Consider the following 22,701-nt stretch of genomic DNA (forward strand, 5'->3'; position numbering starts at 1 on the left):
GTATTACAAAAAGGATGAACAAGTTTGGTTCATCCTTTTTGTTATCTCTTATCCGTTGAGATAATTCTAACGTACTCTCTTGGGGCAAAAATTTCATTCTTTAAAAACTCCAAGGGAGTCCCATCGTCCAGTTGCTGCACTTGAACCATACCGTCATTTTCTCCACCGGTAGGATCATAAAATTCACGGCTAAGCTGTCGGTCCAGAGAGAATGCACCAATAAACAAAATAAGGAATAAAAACAAGCACACAACCACTTTCTTCGCCATAGACATCCCTCCATCATTATTTATGATGGCTATTCCGAATGAAATTTATACTTCATTCGACAATTTTGGTCATAAGATGCATGCCGTATTTATTTACGATATAATATTTCACATGGCAATTAAGGGTTTTGTTCCTATATTTTGGTTTGCATAAGGGGGTTTGGTTAACAATAAGCATAGACTCGTGATGATGGGAAAAAAATACGTAAACAAAGAAGTTATTTAAAGGGAGGTTATACATTTGTCTTTGCTTCACTTGGCCATTATTTCACCATTGATATTGGCAATCTTTATTCCTTCTCTACATAAGAGGGCCCCTAAGATTCATACTGGCTGGTTTCTCCTTCCACTTCCGGTATTATTATTTGGCTATTTTCTGTCATTTCTACCAGGAGTCATAAATGGTGAAGCAGCTATGGAAACACTTAGTTGGATCCCATCTTTAGGAATTGATTTTAGTGCGCGAGTAGATGGGCTTGGTCTATTATTTGCACTATTAATCACAGGAATTGGCGCACTCGTCGTTTTATATTCCATTTATTATCTGTCAAAAGAAAAAGAAAAGTTAAACCAATTTTATGTTTATCTTCTATTATTTATCGGTGCAATGCTTGGGGTTGTCCTTTCAGATAACTTGATCGTCCTCTACGCCTTTTGGGAGCTAACAAGTTTCTCATCCTTTCTACTGATTGGGTACTGGAACTATCGAGAGCGTTCTCGCTATGGTGCGCAAAAATCGATGTTGATTACGGTTTTTGGCGGATTTTCAATGCTTGGAGGGATTGTCCTCCTTTACTTAATGACAGGAACATTCAGCGTTTCTGAAACAATCGCCATGGCGGGGGAAATTGTCGGACATGACCTGTTCATAGCTGTTTTACTTTGTATTTTGCTTGGAGCATTTACAAAGTCTGCACAATTTCCATTCCACATTTGGCTCCCAGATGCAATGGAAGCTCCAACACCTGTTAGTGCTTATTTGCATTCTGCCACAATGGTAAAGGCAGGGATTTACTTAGTTGCTAGGTTGACACCTGTATTTGCTTATGAAGGGTTATGGATATGGCTTGTCGCTGGATTTGGGATTATAACCTTATTCTGGGGATCATTCTCTGCCGTAAAACATACCGACTTAAAGGGAATTCTCGCTTATTCAACAGTCAGTCAGTTGGGGTTGATAATGTCCCTTTTAGGACTCGGAGCAGCTGCGCTTCACTATCCTGAATTTGAAAATGGTTTTTATACGGTTGCTATCACAGCTGCAGTCTTTCATTTATTAAATCATGCTACCTTTAAAGGAAGTCTATTCATGATGGTCGGGATTGTTGATCATGAAACAGGTACGCGCGATATCCGCAATCTTGGCGGCTTGATGACCATCATGCCTATCACATTTACGATTGCAGTAATTGGTTCCTTTTCAATGGCTGGACTGCCGCCATTCAATGGGTTCCTTAGTAAAGAAATGTTCTTTACAGGAATGCTAAGGGCGCAGGAAATTGGGTTTTTCAACATGGATACTTTAGGAATTCTATTCCCAATCATCGCTTGGGTGGCCAGCGTATTCACATTTTTATACAGCATGATTATTGTCTTTAAAACATTCACTGGAAAATTCCAGCCAGAAAAATTAAAAGTACAAAAGCCGCATGAGGCACCAATTGGGATGCTTATTTCCCCAATTATTCTCGTTTCATTAGTTGTGATCATTGGGTTCTTCCCTAATATTGTTTCACCGTTAATCGAAGCCGTTATGGCCTCTATTCTCCCAACTTTGTTGGCGGCTGGAATGGAATTTGATGTTCATATTTATCATTGGCATGGTTTTGAATCACCTGAACTTTGGATGACGATTGGTGTCGTTATCGCCGGGATCCTCTTGTATAAGTTCATGCCAAGATGGACAGGAATTTACACTCGAATGCCTGAAAGATTCTCGTTAAACTCTGCTTATGATCATGGTTTAGCGGGTATTCAAACAGGAGCTAATCGTTTTACAAATGCGTACATGACAGATTCGATTCGAACCTATCTAATCTATATCTTTGCGTTCTTTGTCTTAATACTCGGGGCGACATTGATTACTAAAAATGCATTTGCACTAGACTTAGCAAACGTAGCAGAAATTCATGCCTTTGAGGTAGTTCTAGTCGTAATTATTGCTGTCGGTTCCGTTTCAATTTTATTTGCAAAGTCACGGATGACAACGATTATCCTGCTCGGTGCTGTAGGATATGCCATCTCGTTATTCTATGCGATTTTTAGGGCTCCAGATCTTGCATTAACACAGCTTGTGATTGAAACGATTTCTGTTGCGTTATTTTTACTTGCCTTTTATCGATTACCGAAGAAATGGCACCATGAGCGAATGAAATTCAAAGTAAGCAATGCGATCATTTCTGTTGGTGTTGGGCTGATCGTAACTTTAATTGCGTTATCCGCTCATAGCAGCAAAGCGTTTGAATCAATTTCTCAATATTATGTGGAAAATACGTATACAAAAGCAGCCGGCGAAAATATGGTTAACGTTATACTTGTTGACTTCCGGAGTTTTGATACATTGTTTGAAATTGCTGTTCTTGGAATTGCAGCCCTTGGGGTCTTTACATTTATCAAATTACGGATGTCGAGGGGGAAAGAACAAGGATGAAGACAAATAACGTGATTTTAGAAACCGCTACTAGGATTCTGTTATTCATCATCCTAGTGTTTGCAATCGATATCTTTTTTGCTGGTCACTACTACCCTGGCGGAGGGTTTATCGGAGGATTAATCTTCGCTGGAGCATTAGTTTTACTCCTAATTACTTATGACATTAAAACGGTTGCGAAATTCCTGCCGTTTAATTATCTAGTGGTTATCGCAGTTGGACTACTATTTGCTGTAGGAACGGGAATCGGCGGGCTCTTATTCGGTAAAGCATTTCTAACCCATTGGTTTACCTATGTCGATTTTCCAATTCTGGGGAAATTATCACTCCATACCGCTGTTTTGTTTGATATAGGTGTTGTACTAGTCGTCATAGGCACCGCAATGGCCATTATTCAAACGATTGGGGAGAGTGACTAATGGAAATTTTAATGGCAATTCTGGTAGGAATCATTTTTATGTCAGCGACGTATCTTATGCTTTCCAAAAGCTTACTTAGAATTATTGTTGGAACAGGTCTCCTGAGTCACGGAGTACATTTACTCTTACTAACAATGGGGGGGTTAAAAACTGGCGCGGCACCGCTTTTAGGCCAACAGGCCGAGGCATATTCAGACCCGCTTCCGCAAGCTTTAATATTGACCGCAATTGTTATTTCATTTGGAGTAACAGCTCTATTTCTAGTACTTGCATACCGTACTTACCAGGAGCTAGGTACCGATAATATGGAACTCATGAGAGGAAAGGAAGGAAATGAATAATAGTCTAATCGTTTTACCGTTACTAATACCGTTTATTACTGCGATCATCCTGATTTTCTTCAGGAAAAACATTCCTGTTCAACGCTTGCTGTCAGTAATTGGTTCAGTGTTGACGATTGTTGCTGCAAGTTTCCTTGTCGCAACGGTTTATACTAAGGGCATTCAAACGACGAACTTAGGTAATTGGGAAGCACCTTTTGGAATCACTCTTGTTTCCGATATGTTTTCCGCCCTCTTAGTATTAACAACAAGCATCATTGCTTTAGTCTGTTTGCTCTATTCTTTTCATTCAATTGAAAAGAGCCGGGAAGAACACTACTATTATCCAGTTCTGTTCTTCCTCATTCTCGGTGTGAATGGTGCTTTTACGACCGGAGATATCTTTAACTTATTTGTCTTCTTTGAAGTCATGCTAATGGCTTCCTATGTACTGCTTGCTATTGGTGGAACAAAGCCACAATTGAGAGAAACGATTAAATACTTACTTGTTAACATCATCTCATCTGGCTTGTTTGTCATCGCCATTGCCTATCTGTACTCGATTGTTGGAACGCTAAATATGGCCCATATTGGAATGCGACTTAATGAAATGGGACAATCAGGAATCGTTACGGTAATCGCGGTTTTATTCTTAATCGTATTCGGAATTAAAGGGGCAATCTTTCCGCTTTATTTCTGGCTTCCTGGTGCTTATTACGTTCCGCCAGCACCGGTCATGGCATTATTTGGCGCCTTATTAACAAAAGTAGGTGTCTATGCGATTACAAGAACGTACACATTGTTTTTCACTCAGGATGTCGCCTACACTCACGGACTGCTTGAAGTTCTAGCGATCCTTACGATTATTATCGGGGCGATCGGGGCAATTGCCTACTCCGATGTAAAGAAAATTATCATTTACAATATTATTATCGCTATCGGTGTGATTCTCTTCGGGATTTCAAGTTTCACAGCAGAAGCATTAACTGGGTCGGTATTTTACCTCATCCACGATATGATTATTAAAGCTGCGTTATTCTTACTAATTGGGATCATCATTAAAATAGCCGGTTCAAGCAACTTAAAAGAGATGGGCGGACTCATTAATCGCTATCCTGGACTTGCATGGACTTATTTTCTTGCCGCTTTAGCTCTTGCAGGAGTTCCACCATTAAGTGGATTTATCGGAAAAGTATTGATTATCCGTTCCGGAATTGAAGCAGGAAATTACTGGGGGTCTGGTGTTGTCCTTATGTCAAGCCTTTTTGTTCTCTTCTCCGTGATGAGAATTTTTATCAACGGCTTCTGGGGCGAAGCACGGGAATATAAAAACGAGGAAACAGTACCTGTTAAAAGGTTACTTGTTGCGCCTGTCATATTAACGATCTGTGCTGTTCTTTATGGTGTAGGAACAGAGGCTATCTACCCAATTATCTCTCTTGCTGCCGAGACACTAAGCGATCCGGAAATATATATTAACGCCGTTTTAAAGGAGTAGTGTGCTATGGCATTTCAGATGTTACTTAATATTTTTCTTGCATTTACGTATATGTTTATGAAAACAAACTTTACCCTAGGATCATTTGTTGTCGGTTATTTTTGGGGATTTGTCTTTCTGTTTATTTTCAGGAAGCTTTTCAATACTCGGTTTTACTTTCACCCGGTATATGCCACCTTCAAATTGATGTTACTGTTCTTGAAAGCACTTGTTCAATCAACTTTTGGGGTCGTTATGCTCATTGTTAAACCGAAGTTAGATATTAAACCAGGGATCTTTGCCCTCCCGATTGAACTGAGGAAAGACTGGGAAATCTTATTGCTTTCCAGCCTCATTTCATTAACACCAGGTACACTAACCGTTCAAGTGTCTGAAGATAACAGTGTTCTTTACATCCATGCAATCAATATTGATGATGTGAAAGAGGAAATCGATGGAATTAAAAATTCATTCGAAAAAGCAATCTTGGAGGTGAGCCGTTAATGGTCGATACATTTTTATACATCGCGTTATTCGCGATTTCCATCGCCATGAGCGGTCTCATCTATCGTGTGGTCAAGGGGCCTTCCGTACCAGACCGAGTCATTGCCCTTGATGGTTTAGGAATTAATCTCGTCGCGGTTGTTGCGCTCTTGTCCATTTTACTGAGAACAAGTGTCTTTCTAGACATTATTCTTCTGATCGGAATTTTAGCCTTTATCGGGACAGTTGCCTTTGCGAAATACCTCGAGAAAGGAGAGATTATCAAACGTGACAGGAATTTATGAGTTTATCATCGGTTTATTTATCATTATTGGATCTTTATTAAGTCTTATCGCCACCATCGGTGCGATTCGACTTCCAGATGTTTACACGCGAAACCACGCCATTGCCAAAGCAACGACCCTAGGCGTTATGATGATCCTCCTTGGTGCCCTAATCTATTTTATGGTGTTTGAAAGTCATTTTAATTCACGCCTGTTGCTCGCGATCCTGTTCATATTTATGACGGCTCCAATAAGCGGTCATTTGATAGGCCGTGCTGCTTACCATTCTGGTGTGAAAATGGCCGAAAGCAGTGTAACAGATGATTTAGGTCGAGATTTGCAAAAGAAAGAAAAGAGCAAAAGTAGAAATCTTTAATGTTTTTAAGCTTTAAGCCATTAATCGCTGATTAATGGCTTTTTTATCATTTTATGACATTTGTTCATATTTACAGAAAATGAGCGATTGTTCGAAAATTATCCATGTACTCAAAATAAGCCCTATCATATAGTTTAATTAAGAGGAACTTGGAGGTGGACATGTTGAGAAACGAAAAAATCGCCATCATTGGGGGGGGAATTCCCGGGTTATGCACGGCGTTAGCTCTACAACAAAAAGGGGTTCACGCTGAAGTTTATGATCGAAATGATCAAAATAACAAGTATGGAACGGGAATCGTTCTCGGCGAAAATGCCTTACAATGCCTCGAATATTTTGGACTAAAAAAAAGAATACAAGAAATTGGCTTATCCGCCGAAAAATGTACCATTTATTCTGAAATAGGCAAATCGCTTGCGAATCTAACCTACCAATCATCTACATCAAAGTTCCTTTCCGTACCAGTAGACGAATTTAAGACCATATTAATGGCTGCCTTGATTCCGGGAACTGTCCACTTTCAGAAAAATGTCAATTTTTTCATTGAAACGGATGATGGGATTCAAATAAGCTTTGGCGATCATACAAGAAAGACTATGGATTATTTAATTGCTTGTGATGGCGCTAATTCTTTTATTCGAACTAAACTATTCCCAGATCTTGAACCACAATACACAGGTCTATCTAGTTGGAATGGCATCATTGACTGGGATGAAGAAATAGGAAAAGTTGGATATAGCGAGACATGGGGACCGCATGGAATTTTTGGTATTGTTCCTCTGCAAAATAATAAGATTTATTGGTATGCAATAAAAAAATGTAACCAACACGAAAACTACAAGAATTGGAATTCACTAGATCTTCTTTTTAATTTTTTTTCATATCATGAACCGATTCAAACAATTCTTGAAAAGCAAGAGGATCAACCACTATATAAGAAAGACTTGTTTAAGCTTGACCTTTTACAGCAATATCTTTACGGAAGAATCTTATTATTGGGAGAGGCAGGCAATGTGTGTCCTTCGAATCTTGATCAGTTTTCCTCACAAGCCATTGAAGATGCATATGCCCTATCCAACACTCTTAGCTCAGAAGTTTCATTAGGAGAAGCATTTAAAGAGTATGAAAAGCAAAGTCTCGGCCGAAATATGCGAATCTCTGCGGATATGGATCGTCTGTATAAAATGGCGCAACTCGATAAACCTGCTCTTTGCTCAATTAGAAATAAACTTTTCAAGCTAGTTCCTGACCGATTCCATGAGAAAAAGCTGAAATCCATTTTCGGGATGGAAACATGTCAATAAATGTTCCATATAAATTAACTTTTTGACCCTTTTATTTTTATAACAGCAATCGTCCATCTTGATATCATTTATCTCCTTATTTATTCTCCGTAAAGTTTATTTGCGTCCATTCTTTGTTTTTAAAAAATAAAAACAGCTCTTAAAGAGCTGCTTTTATTTTACCAATACGGATACGGTGCTGCACCATATCCATATCCATGTCCATATCCAAACCCATATGGGTGCATCGGTCTTGGAATTGGCGCTCCCATCATCGGACCATAAAATGGACGAGGCCTTGCAAATGCACCTACTAAACCTCCACCTAATACTCCGCCTAATACTCCGCCAAGAAAAGGACCAAAAAATAAAGGTCCGCGACTATCATATCCATGGTAATAGGGTGATCTCATATGTCTCATATGACTACCTCCTTTTATTTGTCTAATCCCTTCCCTATTTCATATGCAAGTACCTAATGGAATGAGTGGGCAATCGACTAAATAAAGGAGAAAACCATTCTCTAGTTAAAAGATCATCGCTGCAATCCAACCAAATAGAATGAGCGAAAGATTATAATGAGTGAAAGTAGGAACACAAGTATCCCAAATATGATTATGTTGGCCATCTACATTTAGTCCTGCTGTTGGTCCTAGCGTACTGTCAGAAGCAGGAGAACCTGCATCCCCTAGCGCAGCAGCTGTACCAACAATCGCAATTGTCGCCATCGGACTAAATCCTAGTTCGATACATAATGGAACAAATATAGTGGCTATAACAGGAATCGTTGAAAAGGAAGAACCAATCCCCATCGTTACAAGCAATCCGACAATTAACATTAAAATGGCACCTAAAGGTTTGTTATTGCCAATCGCTGAAGCTGCTGCTTCGACAAGACCAGCAACATCTCCCGTCGCTTTTAACACATCAGCAAAACCAAAGGCTGAAAGCATTACAAAACCGATGAATGCCATCATTCGCATCCCTTCCGTCAAAAGCTGATCCGCTTCATTCCACTTTATTGAACCACTGACATAAATAACAACAATTCCGGTTAACGCACCCATGATCATTGATTCTGTCATTAATTGGGTAGCAAGAGCTGCAACAATCGCGATACACGAGAAGATGATTCCCTTCTTGGAATACTCGACTTTTTCTGCTTTCACTTTTTGGCTCTCGACATAGGATCTCGGCTTACGGTAAGTAATAAAAATTGCGAATAGTAATCCGACTAGCATACCAAATGCTGGAAGTAGCATAGCAATTGGGATATCACTCGCACTTATCGCTAAGCCACTATCAGTAATATTTGTTTGTAATATATCATGAAAAATCTTCCCAAAACCAGCTGGAAGGAGCATATAAGGAGTGACAAGGCCAAAAGTTAATACAGAAGCAATTAACCTTCGATCAACATTCAATTCATTAAAAATATACAATAATGGTGGAATCATTATCGGAATAAAAGCGATGTGGATCGGAATTAAGTTCTGTGAAAAGATAGCCATTAAAAGAATAATCGAGATGAGAAGAACTTTCGAATACATCCTCGCTTTTTTTTCGCCACTTTTCCCAACTAAATTAAGTAGCCAGTCCACTAATGCATTGGGTAGTCCTGTTGCTGAGATAGCAACCGCAAAACCTCCCAATAACGCATAGCTTAATGCTACTTCAGCACTTCCACCTAATCCATTTGCAAATACTTCAACTGTCTCTTCTAACCCTAAGCCTCCTACTAATCCCCCGACAAGGGAGGCGAAAATTAAGGATAGAACAACATTGACACGAAATAAGCTCAATATAAGCATTACAAGGACAGCAATTACAACAGCGTTCATAATGTCTCCTCTTTTTTGATGTTTTTTATCGATGTTCAATCGACACACTTTAGTATATTAAATTGGTAGAGAATTAAAATACAAGTATAAAATAGCATAGGATCAATTTTAGTGTCAATGAATATTTTTTTACAATAGTAAAAGCCCTTCACATAATGAAGGGCTTTTACTACAATGATATACGGTTAAGAAATAGGTTCGAATCTTTCTACAAGCAATGCTAATGTTCGAACCATGACACCTGTCGCACCAGCAGGGCCTAGGTCATGATCTTTTCGGGTGACAGACGTACCAGCTATATCTAAATGTACCCACGGAGTATCTTCGGCAAATTCTCCGACAAAGGCAGCACCCATAATTGCATGGCCTTCACTGCCTGGTGAATTATTTAAATCAGCTATTTTACTGCTTCGAACTCTCTCTCTATCTTTTTCAAATATCGGTAAGCGCCACATTTGTTCGCCTGCTTCAAATGAAGCTTCTACTATTTGCTCAAACCATCCCTCATTATTTGTGAACGCACCGGTTGTTTCCAACCCAAGGGCTGTAATAACTCCACCTGTTAAAGTCGCAACATCAACTAAATAATTCGCCCCATTGTGTTTTGCGTATGTGACAGCATCTGCGAGGACGAGGCGGCCTTCCGCATCTGTATTTAACACTTCGATTGTTTTTCCACTCATAGAGGTAATCACATCATCCGGTTTAAAAGCTTTTCCACTGACCATATTATCTGTGGAAGCAATAACCGCAACAACATTTTGTTCAGGCTTCAGCTCACCTATAATTTCCATTGCCCCGAGAACCGTTGCTGCACCTCCCATATCCGTTTTCATTCCGACAATTCCAGTTTTCGTCTTCAAAGAGTATCCGCCCGTATCAAAGGTTATCCCCTTTCCAACTAAGCCAATAACATCCTTCCATTCATCTTTACCTTGATATTTGAGCACAATCATTTTCGGTGGCTCTTCAGAACCTTGATTAACCGCTAATAACGCACCCATGCCTAATTTCTCAATCTCATCCTTATCAAGTATTTCCACTTCAAGTTGATATTTTTCACCTAGGCTACGCGCATATTCAGCCAAATCTGTAGCTGTTAACATATTTCCTGGCAAATTTACGAGCGTTCGTGCTGAATTGACTCCCTTTCCGAATACATAGCCAACAGAGAGTGCAGCTTCTAACTCCTTTTCATCAGCGGTTGTCGAATAGATTGTTAACTTCTCCAGTTCTTTTTTCGGTTCATTCCGTTTTTGTTTATACCCCTCAAACTCGTATGGGGCGACTGAAAAAGCTTCACCTAACGCATGAGCTACATCGGATGCATCGACATTATCCCCAATGAATGTATCGATTGCAACTGCCGCTTCTGTCCATTTCTCAGATTTAAGCGATTTAAACAAGCGACCAAATGATTCACGTAACAACTCAAATGAAAAATCTTTCTCTTTCCCTAACCCGACGAAATAAATTCTTTTTGCGCCAATTTTATTAAATGTATGTATTTTTGAGAATGTTTTTTTCTTCGTAGATATATCTCCGTTTTTAATCAACTCTGTTAGCATCCCGTCGAATCGTTGATTGACCTCATCTACTAAGCCGGAAAGTGCTGTCGTTTTATTAAAGATTCCTACTACTAAACACTCATCTGTTGTGTTTAGATTGATTTCTTTTTTTACGGTAAACAAATGCTCCACCTCCAACATACTTTTCTCTCCCATTATAGCGAATCATCTTAATTATTTCGAGTTCCTAATCATCTTCGATATTCAAGATCAAAACCGGAAGTTTTGGCAAAGTGTTAATTTCAGAAAACGGAACATGGTCGATATCTTCTGGTATAATAGAGAGGCAGTCTTCGATAAACTCAAGGACAGGGACTAAGTCTAATCCCCAATGTTTTGGCAAATAACGACCTAAATATTTATGTGCAACTTCTAACATTGAACGTGTTCCTTTTACATTGCCATAACTATAGTGATAAAGGGCGACGCTCATCTGCAAAAGCCCCTTTAAAAATAAATTACGCTTGTCTTCCATCCACATTTCTTCTAGGAGATCGTGACAAGTATAATAATCATCTTCGTTAAATTTGATGAAAAATTGATAATATTCCATTGGGTAATCTTGCTCCATTTCTTCACCTCCAGAGCATTATTACCCTTATCATATCAAAATTCATCTTAACACCTTAACATTTTAACAAATATGCTATCAATTTTTAATCTTGAAAGGGGGCTCATCTATGGAAATACTACTTAACTTCCCTTTGTGGGCGTCAATAACAGCCATCTTTTTCGCTCAATTTGTAAAGGTACCGATTAATTATATCGCGACTAAGCGAGTTGACTGGGCATTGCTAACGAGTACAGGCGGGATGCCTAGCTCCCATTCAGCAGCAGTTACCGCTCTATCAACTGCTGTAGGGATTGAATCTGGACTTGATTCACCCGTTTTCGCTGTATCAGCAATATTTGCCATTATTACTATGTTTGATGCTACTGGAGTTCGCAGACAAGCAGGAGAACAGGCAATTGTTTTAAATCAGCTAGTGGCGGATTTCCATAAAATATTGGATGATGCAAAAGATTGGCAAAATAAACCTAAATGGGAGAAAAGGAAAGAATTAAAGGAACTTCTGGGACATAAACCAATTGAAGTGTTTTTTGGTGGACTTACTGGCATACTCCTCACGCTGTTGCTAAATCATTTGTTGTTATAGAAATAAGGAGAGAGGCGATTATAAATGAGAGTGATATCGTTATGTCCAAGCAATACGGAGATTATCGGATTCTTAGAACTAGAACATTTATTAGTAGGGGTGGATGATTATTCTGATTGGCCAAAGTCAATCGAAAATCTCCCGCGACTTGGTCCGGATTTAAACATCAATATAGACTTAGTCGAAAAATTGCAGCCAGATTTAGTTTTAGCTTCATTAAGTGTTCCGGGAATGGAAAGAAATATTGAAGGACTAAAAGCAAGGGGGATTCCCCATATTGTATTGAATCCTCAATCTTTTAAAGACATTGAAAATGATTTACTGGTGACTGCAAATGCTTTAGGTTTCTCTCAAAAAGGGGAGGAAGCCGCAGGGCAATTTCGAAGTCGTTTCGAAAATATTCGTAAGAAATACTCAACTGCATCCAAACCGCCGACCCTTTATTGGGAATGGTGGCCAAAACCTATTTTCACACCCGGGAAAATCAATTGGCTGTCCGAATTATCAAGGGCTGCTGGAGCCCGGAATCTTTATGAAGACGTAGAACTAGCAAGCGTTCAAACAGATTGGGACGATGTCCTTAAACGAAATCCGGATTTTATCTGCCTTGCCTGGGTTGGTGTCCAACAACAAAAAGTAAATAAATCCGTTTTGAAGAAGCGACCTGGATGGAGTGAATTAGACGCGATTAAACACGATCATATCTTCATTTTAGAGGAAGAACTTTATTGCCGACCTTCGCCAAGATTACTCATTGGACTTGAAAAACTTTGTAAGCTGTTACATACAAAAACAAGCATTATTTGAAGTGCTTTATATTGCTCAAATCGGCCAATTGTTCATATATGATTTTTCTTTTAAAAAACATACATGAACAATTGGTGCTTTACCTAGTACTTGGATTAAAAACCTGGATTGGTCATAAACTGGTGGGTTTTTATCACTAGTACTTGGGTTAACCGTGATTATAAGGCCGCTTTATTGCTAGTACTTGGATTAACGCGATTTTGAGCCTCTTTTTATTGCTAGTACAGGGATTATATTGGCCTTCTGACCGCATTTTATTACTAGTACTCGGATTAACCCCTCATTTTCGGCCTTTTTATTACGAGTACTAGCAATATATCAATGAAATTTGTTGTTTTTAATGCTAGTACTTGGATTAAAAAACGCGTTACCAGCATTATCGCTCAAAAAACGTATGGACCTTTTCTGCCAATTGTTCATCAATGACCTTTTTTGGGAAAAAATACAAAAAATTAACTGTGCTTATACTCAGTACTTGGGTTAAAACGTTGTTTTAACTAAAGCAGACCAACTCGTAAAGATTTGGTCTGCTAGAACTTAGGATTTCTTATCTCCAACGATTTGCTGGCGGAAGACTTGCAACGATTCATCCTCATTCATAGCACTTAATTCCTCCTCACTCAAACTGCCATTCCCCATTTTAACAATCGATACTTCAACTGTCTTTTTTCCCCATTCATCGTACACATCGTCAACCGTATCATAATAAAGATCAATCTTATTTCCTCTTATTGCACCGCCTTTGTCCGCAACAACTCCATATCCGTAACCTGGTATATATAGTATTGTCCCAATCGGAAATACATCTAAATCCGCAGCGATGGTTGAAAACAAATCTCGTTTCACTTTAACTCCAGAATAAGTAATCCCGTATTCAGGATGTCCAGGGCTTTTCCCGGTAGATTCAATGCCAGCTGTATAACCTGTTGCTTCAATTAATTTCTTCGGATATTCAGACCAATCAAGTTCTTCAAGTGTCACCGGTTCACTCGGTGATACGGTCACAGTGGTAATTTGTACATTCTCCTCTGCAAATGGCTTGAGAATTTTTGCTACCACTCCAACAGCAATATTCCCATCATCGCTATTTTTTTCAAGATATGTTGATAATGTTGTTGCTCCCACTCCTGTAATTGAATGGAATGTAGTAACTAGTGCTATTAAGAATAGACAGATCATTAGGGACCGTCTTGCCCATTTTATTAACTTATACATTGTTAAAATTTCACTCCTCCCAAAACTATTGATTTCCTAACACACCAGGAAATATTCATTTTCCGCAAATTTAGGGAGGAATGTCCTTACTATAAAGAAAACTCGCCGATGAGCGAAGACAGAGGCGTAGTCACGCTGAACCTGATTGATGTTCCTAAGGGCCAAAAGAAAAACCTTATTGTCCTTATACGCTATTAGCCAAATAAAAAAACCTTCATAAACATGAAGGTTTCTTCTAAAACATTTGATATCCATTTTTCCTTAAAAGTTTAATCACAATGCCGGCTACGATTGCACCAGCCAAACCACTGCTTAATATGAGTAAATCAGCAGGAGCAAGATTGGCAAAATTTGTTCCCAATTGTTTGAAAGCGTAACCGGTATTCGTAAAATATTCAATAAACCTGACCTTATCCACAATAAAGATCACTACAATTGGATAAATAACTGCCATAACCCAAGACATTCGAAGCAGCATATTCAATATAAAACCTATACCGAAAAATAACACAAAAAATAGCAACATCGATATGATTAACATTACAATCGTCACAAACTATTCCCCCTATTTTCCATCATTATCAGTTTACTGAATAGTGTTAGAGGGCGTCAATTATGTAATCTGTTTTCCGAAGAATTATTTAAAAAAAGAAAAGCAGGAACTAGAAAACCTGCTTTTCATCCTTTATATTTAAACATACTCATTAAAATATATTAAATTTCCCTTTCTTCATCACAAGTGACGGACCGCCAATCATATAAAGGGAGCGATTATCGATTACTTTCTTTAACAAGGAAGCTTTTGCGCCAACAACTTTCTTTCCAAAAGCTGTACCAATTGCTTCGTCCTCACCAAGCGAACATACCGTTCCTTTATTATCAAAGCTAAAAGTCTCAAGTTCATTTTTCCCACGTACTAATGCAGCAAGATTACGGGCACATACTTCACCTTGTTGCATAGCAATTTGAGCTGTTGGAGGGTACGGGCGATTGATCTCTTCATTTATAATTAATGCGCAGTCCCCAACGATAAATACATTATCGATACTTGGTACTCTAAGGTCTAACTCTACTTTAACCCGTCCACGCATAGCGTCAAAGCCAGATTTCTCGATAATGGAACTTCCGCGTACACCAGCAGCCCATACGATTGTCTCAGCCTTAATTTCTTCGACTTCATCTTCTCCTTTGCCAACAATAATTCCACCTGGAACAGCTTCTTTAATGGCTGTACCAATACGGAACTCCACGCCCTTCTTTTCAAGATAAGAGACAGCATAGTTAACAAGTTCTGGATCGAAACCAGGGAGTACAGTTGGAGCCGCCTCGACACAAATCAGTTTTACTTTATGAAAATCAACATCATATTCACGACATAGTTCTGGGATACGATTTGCTAATTCACCTAAAAACTCAATCCCTGTAAAACCTGCACCACCAACTACAATTGATAAACGTTCATCCTTCTTTTCGGCTTCTACATTATAAGTCGCAAATTGATATTCGATATGTTCACGGATTTGACGAGCAGCATTTACGTTGGAAATTGAAAAGGCATGCTCCTTCAATCCTTTAATGCCAAATGTTTCAGATTCCGCTCCTAATGCAATTACGAGATAGTCATATACAACTTCCTCATTGCCTTCAAGAATGACTCGATTCTCTTCCACTTTTATTTCCTCAACAGTAGCTTGGACAAAATGGACTTTCTGGCTATCAATAACATCGCGAATGTCATAACGTACGCGATCATGATGCAATGTCCCCGCCGAAGCCTCATGCAACCATGTAGTTTCGTAATGGTAATCATTTTTATTAATAAGGATAATATCTGCTTCGTTTACCCCAAGTTGTTTTTGCAATCTAGTTGCTGTCATTAATCCGCCGTATCCAGCACCTAGGATAACAATTTTCGGCTTTCTCACGATAATCACTTCCATCTTTTATTAATATTTTGGCTTTTACATACAACTTTTATGATATAAATAAGTTCAAATTTTGAAGAAATAAGTTTGTGATTTTCTTCACTAAAATAGACATGAATAATACAATTGTCACAAAAAGTTAACATTTGCTTTACACATACTACATATTATTCTTTTTTACGTCACTTTTCAAGTAATTTACTCAAATAAAATATTTTTTTCTTTCCGTCCTTTATCGTGACATATGCATCTCGAAGTTCAAGCCATGAAAAAAGCAAGGTGGTGGCCACCTTGCTTTTTTTTTTAACAATCCTCCGGCGTACCCGTATTTGTTGCCGTTTTAAAAGAAGAGCCACAACCACATGATGCAATTGCATTCGGGTTGTCGATCGTAAATCCTCCACCCATCATTGATTGCTTATAATTAATTACTGTCCCTTTTAAAACCGGCGCACTTTCTTTATCAATCAACACTTTAATCCCATGTTGTTCATATTCACTGTCGCCTTCATCAGCTTCATTTGCAAAGCCCATTCCATAGGAAAGGCCACTGCAACCTCCACCTTTTACCCCTACACGAAGAAATGCACCTTCCTCTTCGTTCTGCTTCATCATATCCTTAATCTGCAACGCAGCCTCTTCTGTGATCTTAATGATTTGTTCCATTTTCCGACCTCCAGTCTGTAGATATTCTTACTTACTATTTATTATATACACTGTTAATCAGTCCCTCAACCAATCGGTTTAAAAAAGGCTAACAGATTAAACTTCATTAAAACATTGGGTTTTCTTCTAAATGTCGGTAAATTCTTTCCACTAACATTTCCGGTGTATCCGCACTAACAGGCTCACCGTTGACAAGCGCATATAACGATTTAGCGCATTTTCCACAGTTACTTAGACAGCCGTATTCGATTATATCAAGATTAGGATCTCGTTCAAGTACTTCTAATGCCTTTTGAGCCCCATTTGCTAAGTTACTGATACAAAATTCAATAATCGGCCTCATTTAACCACCCTCTTTGCTAATTTTTATCCTACCTTTTTTTATTAATAACGTCAATTTTGGCGCTAAACATAAGCTAATAATTGTTGTTATTTTGTCACAATTTCGTTATAATTCATATGGAGATTACAGATGTCGTTATATCGGAATATTATTTTTGATTTGTGAATAACTTCACAATTCGAACTAGAAATAAAACAAGAACTAAAAGGGAGTAAAGGGGATAAGAAAATGAAAAATCTCGTTATTCTTGGTGGTGGGTATGGTGGGATGAGGATTCTGCAACGATTACTGCCTGACCAATTACCAAATGATGTTACCATTACTTTAATTGACCGTGTTCCATACCATTGCTTAAAAACTGAATACTATGCACTTGCTGCTGGGACAATCTCTGATCAACATATCCGTGTTAGTTTTCCAAATCATCCACAATTAAACCTTACATACGCTGAAGTTGAAGGAATTGATTTAGAAAACCGCCAAGTTTCATTAGCGAATGGAGATGCAGTGTCTTACGATGAATTAATCGTTGGTCTCGGCTGTGAAGATAAGTATCACCAGATTCCAGGTGCGAAAGAATTTACGTACAGTATTCAAACGATTGAAAAAGCACGGAATACTTATCAAACGTTAAATAATCTTCCTGCAGGTTCAACTGTAGCGATAGTTGGTGCGGGACTAAGTGGTGTGGAACTTGCCAGTGAACTATGTGAAAGCAGGTCTGACTTAAATATTAAACTTTTTGATCGTGGTGACTATATTCTATCGTCTTTCCCCGAACGTTTAAGCATTTATGTCCAAAACTGGTTTGACACAAATTCTGTTGAAATCATTAACAATGCAAATATTACCCGAATCGAAGCGGGTGAGTTATATAATCATGATGAACCGCTTTCAGTAGATGCGATTGTTTGGACTGCAGGAATTCAGGCAAATCAGGTTGTTCGAAATCTCCCTGTTGAAAAAGATAGTATGGGGAGGGCATTCATTACTCCAAGACATCATCTTCATGATCATGAGAATGTATTCATCCTTGGTGATTGTGCAAGCATGCCACATGCACCAAGCGCTCAATTAGCAGAAGGGCAAGCAGAACAAATTGTTGAAGTACTAACAAATCGCTGGAATGGTACAGAACCGCCCACGTCTTTTCCAACTATTAAATTAAAAGGAATCCTTGGTTCACTCGGGAAAAAGCATGGATTCGGCTTACTTGGTGAACATCCAATTACTGGACGGGTTGCACGGCTTATAAAATCAGGTGTTTTATGGATGTATAAACACCATAACGGTTAAGTTAACAAGAGGAGGGAGAAAATCCCTTCCTTATTTTTCGAAAAAGGCATGTTTTTATTCATAAAAAAAAGCTAGTTTTGTCAAAAAGACAAAACCAGCTTTCCACTCATTTTTAAAATACTTGTTCTACTTCAACTATGCCAGGAACTTCTTCTACTAATGCTCGTTCAATGCCAGCCTTTAAAGTAATAGTCGAGCTTGGGCAGCTTCCGCATGCACCAAGAAGACGCAACTTTACTATACCTTCGTCAACGTCGACAAGTTCACAGTCACCGCCGTCACGAAGAAGGAATGGACGTAATTTATCTAGTACTTCCTGGACTTGTTCTACCACTTGCTGTTCAGCCATATACATTCGACTCCTTTCATACTCCTATTATAATCACAACCCTAAAAAAAATCTATCGATAAACCCAAAATCCAATATTCAACAGTTATTTTTTTAAAGGCTCGCCCCCAAGATATACATTAACCGGAAATTCTCCGCCTATGAATTCTTATACCTACACGAAAATCAACAATGAACAATAACAAAGCCTTTCAAAAAAACATTAGCAAAGTAGCAAACACTTCCTTAGCCTGGGTGTGTACGGTAAAATAAGTGGTATAGTAAGCATGTATATCGTACTATTGTATGAGAATTTCATCTGGGAGGTGTATATAATTGGACCTAAAGAAAATAGAAATTATCGTGTATGGAGCAGACCAACTTTGCCCAAGTTGCGTTTCGCTTCCTTCCTCAAAAGAAACATACGAATGGCTTGAGGCCGCGATTAGCAGAAAATACAAAAATCAGCCTTTTTCAATCTCTTATGTTGACATTTTTAATCCTCCTAATGACGAAGCAAAAAAAGCATTTGCTAAACGTGTAATTGAAGAAGAGATGTTCTACCCAGTTGTACTCTTAGAAGACATACTTGTAGGTGAAGGGAATCCTCGGCTTAAAACGATTTTTGCCGAAATGGAGAACTTCGGATATAAAGCGAAAGAGAGCCTTTAAATTGGGCTCTCTTTCACTGCGGAATATACTTGACTTCCGTAATTATCGATTTGCAATTGAACAACCTTCATATTCGACAAAGACCGTTGTAAAGAAGCAACGACTCCTTCTCCCTTCCCAAGTTCAACGAGACATAGAATTGACGGTCCAGCTCCACTTAACGCTGTACCGAAGGCTCCTGCCTCCAATGCTAAAGTCTCAACCTGTCCCCACCAGGGAATTAATTTACGACGGTAAGGCTGATGGAAGCGGTCATAGCTCATCATTTTTCCTGCTAACTTCCAATTTCCTGTTAATAACGCGGCTAACAGCTGATTTGAAACCGCACTTGCCTCCACTGCCGTAGAAAATTCCAGTCTTTCAGGCAAAACTCCTCTGGCAGATTCAGTTAATAGTTCTTCTTCAGGGATCACTGCGATGACATCCATTTCAATTGAATCGATTGCAGTTAAATCAATATCCTCACCTAACTGACTTCCAACAACTAACCCACCATAGATGGAGGCTCCGACATTATCAGGATGCCCCTCAATTTTTGCCGAAATCTCTAACTTGTCCAGTTTCGAGAGATTAAGATGGCAAAAATGATTAGCAAGCTCAATGCCAGCGATAATGGCAGCAGCACTTGAACCAAGACCACGTGCAAGCGGAATCTCACTGCTAACAGTCATTTTGCATGGAGGCATTGATTTCCCATACTGAGCAGCTGTTTTCATCGCCATTTGGACAATAAAATGGTTCTCGTTACGAGGAAATTGTTCCATTTCTACAGATAACGGAATGACTTCCCATTTCGAATGCAATTCAGCTTCAACAGTTAAATACAAATTCACTGCTAATCCGATTGAATCAAAGCCTGGACCAAGATTGGCTGAGCTTGCTGGTACCTTTATTGCAAACATATCACCATTGGTCATCTGTGAACAACTCCACGAATATGTTCACTGACCTTTTCTTCATCATTTGGAAGTAGTACGGGCTTAATTTCATTGCAATCAATGGCTGTTGATGGGTCTTTTAAGCCATTTCCTGTTAAAATAGCAACCACTTTAGAACCTTGTGGGATTTTTCCGTTTTTAATTGACTTGAAAATACCTGCTAATGAAGCACAAGAACCTGGTTCTGCGAAAACACCTTCAGTAACTGCTATTTTCTTATAAGCTGTCAAAATTTCTTCATCAGTTACTTCATCGATAATTCCTGCTGATTCATCCCTAGCATTCACTGCAAGATGCCAACTAGCTGGGTTACCAATTCTGATGGCTGTTGCGATCGTTTCAGGGTTTTCAAATATACGATCATGGACGATTGCAGCGGCACCAGCAGCCTCAAATCCAAACATTTTTGGAAGACCCGTTCCTTTTGCTTCATTATATTCTTTAAAACCTTTCCAGTATGCACTAATGTTCCCAGCATTTCCAACTGGAATGGCCAAAATATCTGGTGCTCCGCCAAGCTGGTCGCAAATTTCAAAGGCTGCCGTTTTTTGGCCTTCTAAACGATATGGATTCACAGAATTTACTAGCGCTACAGGCTCTGTTTCACTAATATTCCGCACCATTTTTAGCGCATCATCAAAGTTTCCTTCAATCGAAATAATCTCAGCTCCGTACATAACAGCTTGTGCCAGCTTGCCCATCGCAATCTTTCCTTCTGGGATCACTACGATACAGCGCATTCCTGCTCTCGCTGCATAAGCAGCTGCTGCAGCCGATGTATTTCCAGTTGAAGCGCAAATAACCGTTTCTGCCCCTTCCTCCTTCGCCTTTGCAACAGCCATGACCATTCCTCTGTCTTTAAAGGACCCAGTGGGGTTTGTACCTTCTGTTTTAACATATAAATCAATGCCTAATTCAGTAGACAACTGGTCTAAACGGATCAAAGGAGTATTTCCTTCGTTTAATGTAACCATCGGAGTTTTCTCAGTTATCGGTAAATATTCTTTATATTCTTCAATTAATCCACGCCATCTCATGCGTCCGCACTTCCTTCCACTCTATAGGAACTCTTAATCACTTTGATTGCATTAAGATCCCTAAGCTGCATTAATATTTCCTCATAGTTTTTAAGTGATGCTCTATGAGTTACAACGACAATTTCTGCTAATCCTTCTTCTTTCACTGGTAGTTGAAGAATTTTCTCAAAACTAACACCGAATTTAGCAAAGACAGCAGTAATTTCTGAGAATACACCAACCTCATCTTTTGCATGAATCCGAAGAAAATATTTCGAGAAAATTTCTTCAGGGGCCTTTATATTTTTCTCAAATTGTGGGGCAACGGCATGACTTCCATTGATTCCAAGACGCATGTTTTTCACAACAGCAACGAGGTCTGCAACAATCGAAGTGGCTGTTGGCAGGCTGCCTGCTCCCGGCCCATAAAACATCGTCTCTCCGACCGCTTCACCATAGACATACACAGCATTATATTCATTGTTCACCGAAGCGAGCGGGTGTGATTGTGGCAGCAAAGTTGGTTGTACACTCACTTCCACCTTTTCACCATCGCGGTGAGCAATTCCTAGCAATTTCATTGTATATCCTAATTGCTTCGCATAATGGAGATCTTCCTCATTAACCGTTGTAATTCCTGTTGTTTTTACGTCATCAAGACTGACTCTCATTGAAAAACCGAGCGTTGACAGAATGACCATTTTACGGGCAGCATCTAATCCTTCTACATCTGATGCCGGATTTGCCTCAGCAAACCCAAGTGCTTGAGCCTCTTTTAACACATCATCGTAAGCTAGACCTTCTTGCGTCATTTTCGTTAAAATATAATTTGTCGTTCCATTAACGATTCCCATCAGCTTTGTAATTCGATCAGAAGACAAGCCATCCACTAGACTGCGGATAATTGGAATCCCACCGGCTACACTCGCTTCATAATACAAATCACAGCCATTGTTCGTCGCTTTTGATAAAAGTTCTGAACCGTGTAGTGCCATTAAATCTTTGTTAGCTGTTACAATATGCTTTTTATTTTGAATGGCTTTTAACAAATATTCTTTTGTTTGTTCAACTCCGCCCATCACTTCAATAACAACATCTATTTCAGGATTGTCAATAATATCCTCCACATTTGTCGTTAAGATAGCTGGATCAATATCTACGCCCCTATCCTTGTCAAGTGTTTGCACAAGGACCTTTTTTACTTTAATCGGGCAGCCAACCTGATGCATCAGTTTGCCCTGATGATTTTCAATGATTTTGATAACGCCGCTTCCTACTGTTCCCAGTCCAAGAAGTCCAATTGATATGGCATTCATATGATGCTCCCTCGCTTCCCTGTTCTCCTAAGATACACATTTGTATTTATAT

At 39.1% G+C, this 22,701-nt stretch carries 26 protein-coding genes; 12 read left to right on the forward strand and 14 right to left on the reverse strand.

Going from position 1 to position 22,701, the window contains the following annotated elements:
* Positions 1–41 precede the first annotated feature (41 nt).
* Complete coding sequence (locus tag GNT69_RS00210) at positions 42–269, reverse strand: hypothetical protein (protein WP_203552943.1); 228 nt, start codon at positions 267–269, stop codon at positions 42–44.
* Positions 270–510: 241 nt separating this feature from the next.
* Here GNT69_RS00210 and GNT69_RS00215 point away from each other — a divergent pair, with 241 nt between their 5' ends.
* The 8 genes from GNT69_RS00215 (at position 511) to GNT69_RS00250 (ending at position 7,582) form a co-directional block, all read left to right on the forward strand.
* Complete coding sequence (locus GNT69_RS00215) at positions 511–2,919, forward strand: Na+/H+ antiporter subunit A (protein WP_203552944.1); 2,409 nt, start codon at positions 511–513, stop codon at positions 2,917–2,919.
* Positions 2,916–3,338: a Na(+)/H(+) antiporter subunit B gene (locus tag GNT69_RS00220; protein WP_203552945.1), complete on the forward strand. Its 423-nt coding sequence runs from the start codon at positions 2,916–2,918 to the stop codon at positions 3,336–3,338. The genes GNT69_RS00215 and GNT69_RS00220 overlap by 4 nt, the downstream gene beginning before the upstream one ends.
* Positions 3,338–3,679 (forward strand): Na(+)/H(+) antiporter subunit C, encoded by a 342-nt coding sequence (locus GNT69_RS00225; protein ID WP_203552946.1) that lies wholly within the window; start codon positions 3,338–3,340, stop codon positions 3,677–3,679. Before GNT69_RS00220 ends, GNT69_RS00225 begins: the two co-directional genes overlap by 1 nt.
* On the forward strand, positions 3,672–5,156 hold the full coding sequence (locus GNT69_RS00230) for a Na+/H+ antiporter subunit D (protein WP_203552947.1): 1,485 nt from the start codon (positions 3,672–3,674) through the stop codon (positions 5,154–5,156). The genes GNT69_RS00225 and GNT69_RS00230 overlap by 8 nt, the downstream gene beginning before the upstream one ends.
* 6 nt (positions 5,157–5,162) lie before the next feature.
* Positions 5,163–5,639, forward strand: coding sequence for a Na+/H+ antiporter subunit E (locus GNT69_RS00235; protein ID WP_203552948.1), 477 nt, complete (start codon positions 5,163–5,165; stop codon positions 5,637–5,639).
* Positions 5,639–5,923 carry a Na(+)/H(+) antiporter subunit F1 gene (locus GNT69_RS00240; RefSeq protein ID WP_203552949.1) on the forward strand — a complete coding sequence of 95 codons (285 nt, stop codon included), beginning with the start codon at positions 5,639–5,641 and terminating at the stop codon, positions 5,921–5,923. The genes GNT69_RS00235 and GNT69_RS00240 overlap by 1 nt, the downstream gene beginning before the upstream one ends.
* Positions 5,907–6,278, forward strand: coding sequence for a monovalent cation/H(+) antiporter subunit G (mnhG, locus tag GNT69_RS00245; protein WP_203552950.1), 372 nt, complete (start codon positions 5,907–5,909; stop codon positions 6,276–6,278). Before GNT69_RS00240 ends, mnhG begins: the two co-directional genes overlap by 17 nt.
* A 161-nt stretch (positions 6,279–6,439) precedes the next feature.
* Positions 6,440–7,582, forward strand: coding sequence for an FAD-dependent monooxygenase (locus GNT69_RS00250; protein ID WP_203552951.1), 1,143 nt, complete (start codon positions 6,440–6,442; stop codon positions 7,580–7,582).
* Between the two features lie 158 nt (positions 7,583–7,740).
* Here the strand turns inward: GNT69_RS00250 and GNT69_RS00255 are convergent, their stop codons facing one another.
* The 4 genes from GNT69_RS00255 to GNT69_RS00270 form a co-directional block, all read right to left on the reverse strand.
* Complete coding sequence (locus GNT69_RS00255; RefSeq protein WP_203552952.1) at positions 7,741–7,983, reverse strand: hypothetical protein; 243 nt, start codon at positions 7,981–7,983, stop codon at positions 7,741–7,743.
* 105 nt (positions 7,984–8,088) lie between these two features.
* Positions 8,089–9,402, reverse strand: a complete 1,314-nt coding sequence (locus GNT69_RS00260) for a Na+/H+ antiporter family protein (RefSeq protein WP_203552953.1) — start codon at positions 9,400–9,402, stop codon at positions 8,089–8,091.
* Between the two features lie 185 nt (positions 9,403–9,587).
* A complete protein-coding gene (locus tag GNT69_RS00265; RefSeq protein ID WP_203553915.1) occupies positions 9,588–11,093 on the reverse strand; it encodes a leucyl aminopeptidase in 1,506 nt (501 codons plus the stop codon).
* A gap of 64 nt (positions 11,094–11,157) precedes the next feature.
* Entirely contained in the window at positions 11,158–11,541 is a 384-nt protein-coding gene (locus tag GNT69_RS00270; protein ID WP_203552954.1) for a DUF309 domain-containing protein, read from the reverse strand.
* A 109-nt stretch (positions 11,542–11,650) separates the two neighbouring features.
* Between GNT69_RS00270 and GNT69_RS00275 the strand changes: the two genes are divergently transcribed.
* Positions 11,651–12,127, forward strand: a complete 477-nt coding sequence (locus tag GNT69_RS00275) for a divergent PAP2 family protein (protein ID WP_203552955.1) — start codon at positions 11,651–11,653, stop codon at positions 12,125–12,127.
* A gap of 24 nt (positions 12,128–12,151) precedes the next feature.
* Positions 12,152–12,934: a cobalamin-binding protein gene (locus GNT69_RS00280; protein ID WP_203552956.1), complete on the forward strand. Its 783-nt coding sequence runs from the start codon at positions 12,152–12,154 to the stop codon at positions 12,932–12,934.
* Positions 12,935–13,471: 537 nt separating this feature from the next.
* On the opposite strand, the gene GNT69_RS00285 is transcribed toward GNT69_RS00280, so the two are convergent.
* The 5 genes from GNT69_RS00285 to GNT69_RS00305 form a co-directional block, all read right to left on the reverse strand.
* Positions 13,472–14,149, reverse strand: a complete 678-nt coding sequence (locus GNT69_RS00285; RefSeq protein ID WP_203552957.1) for a 3D domain-containing protein — start codon at positions 14,147–14,149, stop codon at positions 13,472–13,474.
* Between the two features lie 235 nt (positions 14,150–14,384).
* Positions 14,385–14,690 (reverse strand): YuiB family protein, encoded by a 306-nt coding sequence (locus tag GNT69_RS00290; RefSeq protein WP_275411167.1) that lies wholly within the window; start codon positions 14,688–14,690, stop codon positions 14,385–14,387.
* A gap of 163 nt (positions 14,691–14,853) precedes the next feature.
* On the reverse strand, positions 14,854–16,089 hold the full coding sequence (locus tag GNT69_RS00295; protein WP_203552958.1) for an NAD(P)/FAD-dependent oxidoreductase: 1,236 nt from the start codon (positions 16,087–16,089) through the stop codon (positions 14,854–14,856).
* A gap of 288 nt (positions 16,090–16,377) precedes the next feature.
* The gene (locus GNT69_RS00300; protein WP_203552959.1) at positions 16,378–16,740 is read right to left on the reverse strand and encodes a HesB/IscA family protein; all 363 of its coding nucleotides are present in this window, start codon (positions 16,738–16,740) and stop codon (positions 16,378–16,380) included.
* A gap of 106 nt (positions 16,741–16,846) precedes the next feature.
* Entirely contained in the window at positions 16,847–17,083 is a 237-nt protein-coding gene (locus GNT69_RS00305; RefSeq protein WP_203552960.1) for a YuzB family protein, read from the reverse strand.
* A gap of 228 nt (positions 17,084–17,311) precedes the next feature.
* On the opposite strand from GNT69_RS00305, the gene GNT69_RS00310 reads away from it, so the two are divergent.
* Positions 17,312–18,379, forward strand: coding sequence for an NAD(P)/FAD-dependent oxidoreductase (locus GNT69_RS00310; protein ID WP_203552961.1), 1,068 nt, complete (start codon positions 17,312–17,314; stop codon positions 18,377–18,379).
* Between the two features lie 112 nt (positions 18,380–18,491).
* On the opposite strand, the gene GNT69_RS00315 is transcribed toward GNT69_RS00310, so the two are convergent.
* Entirely contained in the window at positions 18,492–18,734 is a 243-nt protein-coding gene (locus GNT69_RS00315) for a NifU family protein (RefSeq protein WP_481747581.1), read from the reverse strand.
* 309 nt (positions 18,735–19,043) lie between these two features.
* Between GNT69_RS00315 and GNT69_RS00320 the strand changes: the two genes are divergently transcribed.
* Positions 19,044–19,379, forward strand: coding sequence for a YuzD family protein (locus tag GNT69_RS00320; RefSeq protein WP_203552963.1), 336 nt, complete (start codon positions 19,044–19,046; stop codon positions 19,377–19,379).
* Here GNT69_RS00320 and thrB read toward each other — a convergent pair.
* Genes thrB through GNT69_RS00335 form a run of 3 tightly spaced genes read right to left on the reverse strand, consistent with a single transcriptional unit; the run spans position 19,376 to position 22,649 of the window.
* Positions 19,376–20,296 carry a homoserine kinase gene (thrB, locus tag GNT69_RS00325; protein ID WP_203552964.1) on the reverse strand — a complete coding sequence of 307 codons (921 nt, stop codon included), beginning with the start codon at positions 20,294–20,296 and terminating at the stop codon, positions 19,376–19,378. The two genes, GNT69_RS00320 and thrB, sit on opposite strands and share 4 nt — an antisense overlap.
* The gene (gene thrC / locus GNT69_RS00330) at positions 20,293–21,354 is read right to left on the reverse strand and encodes a threonine synthase (RefSeq protein ID WP_203552965.1); all 1,062 of its coding nucleotides are present in this window, start codon (positions 21,352–21,354) and stop codon (positions 20,293–20,295) included. The genes thrB and thrC overlap by 4 nt, the downstream gene beginning before the upstream one ends.
* Positions 21,351–22,649 carry a homoserine dehydrogenase gene (locus tag GNT69_RS00335; RefSeq protein ID WP_203552966.1) on the reverse strand — a complete coding sequence of 433 codons (1,299 nt, stop codon included), beginning with the start codon at positions 22,647–22,649 and terminating at the stop codon, positions 21,351–21,353. Before GNT69_RS00335 ends, thrC begins: the two co-directional genes overlap by 4 nt.
* Positions 22,650–22,701 lie beyond the last annotated feature (52 nt).

Origin of the sequence: Bacillus sp. B15-48 (genome assembly GCF_016879755.1) — a bacterium.
Lineage (GTDB): Bacteria > Bacillota > Bacilli > Bacillales > Cytobacillaceae > Mesobacillus_B.

Bases quoted from the DNA above. Each gene is read 5' to 3' on its own strand.
- GNT69_RS00235 (WP_203552948.1), top strand. From the start codon at position 5,163: ATGGCATTTCAGATGTTACTTAATATTTTTCTTGCATTTACGTATATG.
- GNT69_RS00280 (WP_203552956.1), top strand. From the start codon at position 12,152: ATGAGAGTGATATCGTTATGTCCAAGCAATACGGAGATTATCGGATTC.
- GNT69_RS00295 (WP_203552958.1), bottom strand. From the start codon at position 16,089: ATGGAAGTGATTATCGTGAGAAAGCCGAAAATTGTTATCCTAGGTGCT.
- GNT69_RS00270 (WP_203552954.1), bottom strand. From the start codon at position 11,541: ATGGAGCAAGATTACCCAATGGAATATTATCAATTTTTCATCAAATTT.
- GNT69_RS00240 (WP_203552949.1), top strand. From the start codon at position 5,639: ATGGTCGATACATTTTTATACATCGCGTTATTCGCGATTTCCATCGCC.
- GNT69_RS00305 (WP_203552960.1), bottom strand. From the start codon at position 17,083: ATGAGGCCGATTATTGAATTTTGTATCAGTAACTTAGCAAATGGGGCT.
- GNT69_RS00300 (WP_203552959.1), bottom strand. From the start codon at position 16,740: ATGGAACAAATCATTAAGATCACAGAAGAGGCTGCGTTGCAGATTAAG.
- GNT69_RS00255 (WP_203552952.1), bottom strand. From the start codon at position 7,983: ATGAGACATATGAGATCACCCTATTACCATGGATATGATAGTCGCGGA.
- GNT69_RS00335 (WP_203552966.1), bottom strand. From the start codon at position 22,649: ATGAATGCCATATCAATTGGACTTCTTGGACTGGGAACAGTAGGAAGC.
- GNT69_RS00220 (WP_203552945.1), top strand. From the start codon at position 2,916: ATGAAGACAAATAACGTGATTTTAGAAACCGCTACTAGGATTCTGTTA.
- GNT69_RS00260 (WP_203552953.1), bottom strand. From the start codon at position 9,402: ATGAACGCTGTTGTAATTGCTGTCCTTGTAATGCTTATATTGAGCTTA.
- GNT69_RS00225 (WP_203552946.1), top strand. From the start codon at position 3,338: ATGGAAATTTTAATGGCAATTCTGGTAGGAATCATTTTTATGTCAGCG.
- thrB (WP_203552964.1), bottom strand. From the start codon at position 20,296: ATGACCAATGGTGATATGTTTGCAATAAAGGTACCAGCAAGCTCAGCC.
- GNT69_RS00315 (WP_481747581.1), bottom strand. From the start codon at position 18,734: ATGTATATGGCTGAACAGCAAGTGGTAGAACAAGTCCAGGAAGTACTA.
- GNT69_RS00285 (WP_203552957.1), bottom strand. From the start codon at position 14,149: ATGTATAAGTTAATAAAATGGGCAAGACGGTCCCTAATGATCTGTCTA.
- GNT69_RS00290 (WP_275411167.1), bottom strand. From the start codon at position 14,690: ATGTTAATCATATCGATGTTGCTATTTTTTGTGTTATTTTTCGGTATA.
- GNT69_RS00310 (WP_203552961.1), top strand. From the start codon at position 17,312: ATGAAAAATCTCGTTATTCTTGGTGGTGGGTATGGTGGGATGAGGATT.
- GNT69_RS00210 (WP_203552943.1), bottom strand. From the start codon at position 269: ATGGCGAAGAAAGTGGTTGTGTGCTTGTTTTTATTCCTTATTTTGTTT.
- GNT69_RS00250 (WP_203552951.1), top strand. From the start codon at position 6,440: ATGTTGAGAAACGAAAAAATCGCCATCATTGGGGGGGGAATTCCCGGG.
- thrC (WP_203552965.1), bottom strand. From the start codon at position 21,354: ATGAGATGGCGTGGATTAATTGAAGAATATAAAGAATATTTACCGATA.
- GNT69_RS00230 (WP_203552947.1), top strand. From the start codon at position 3,672: ATGAATAATAGTCTAATCGTTTTACCGTTACTAATACCGTTTATTACT.
- GNT69_RS00275 (WP_203552955.1), top strand. From the start codon at position 11,651: ATGGAAATACTACTTAACTTCCCTTTGTGGGCGTCAATAACAGCCATC.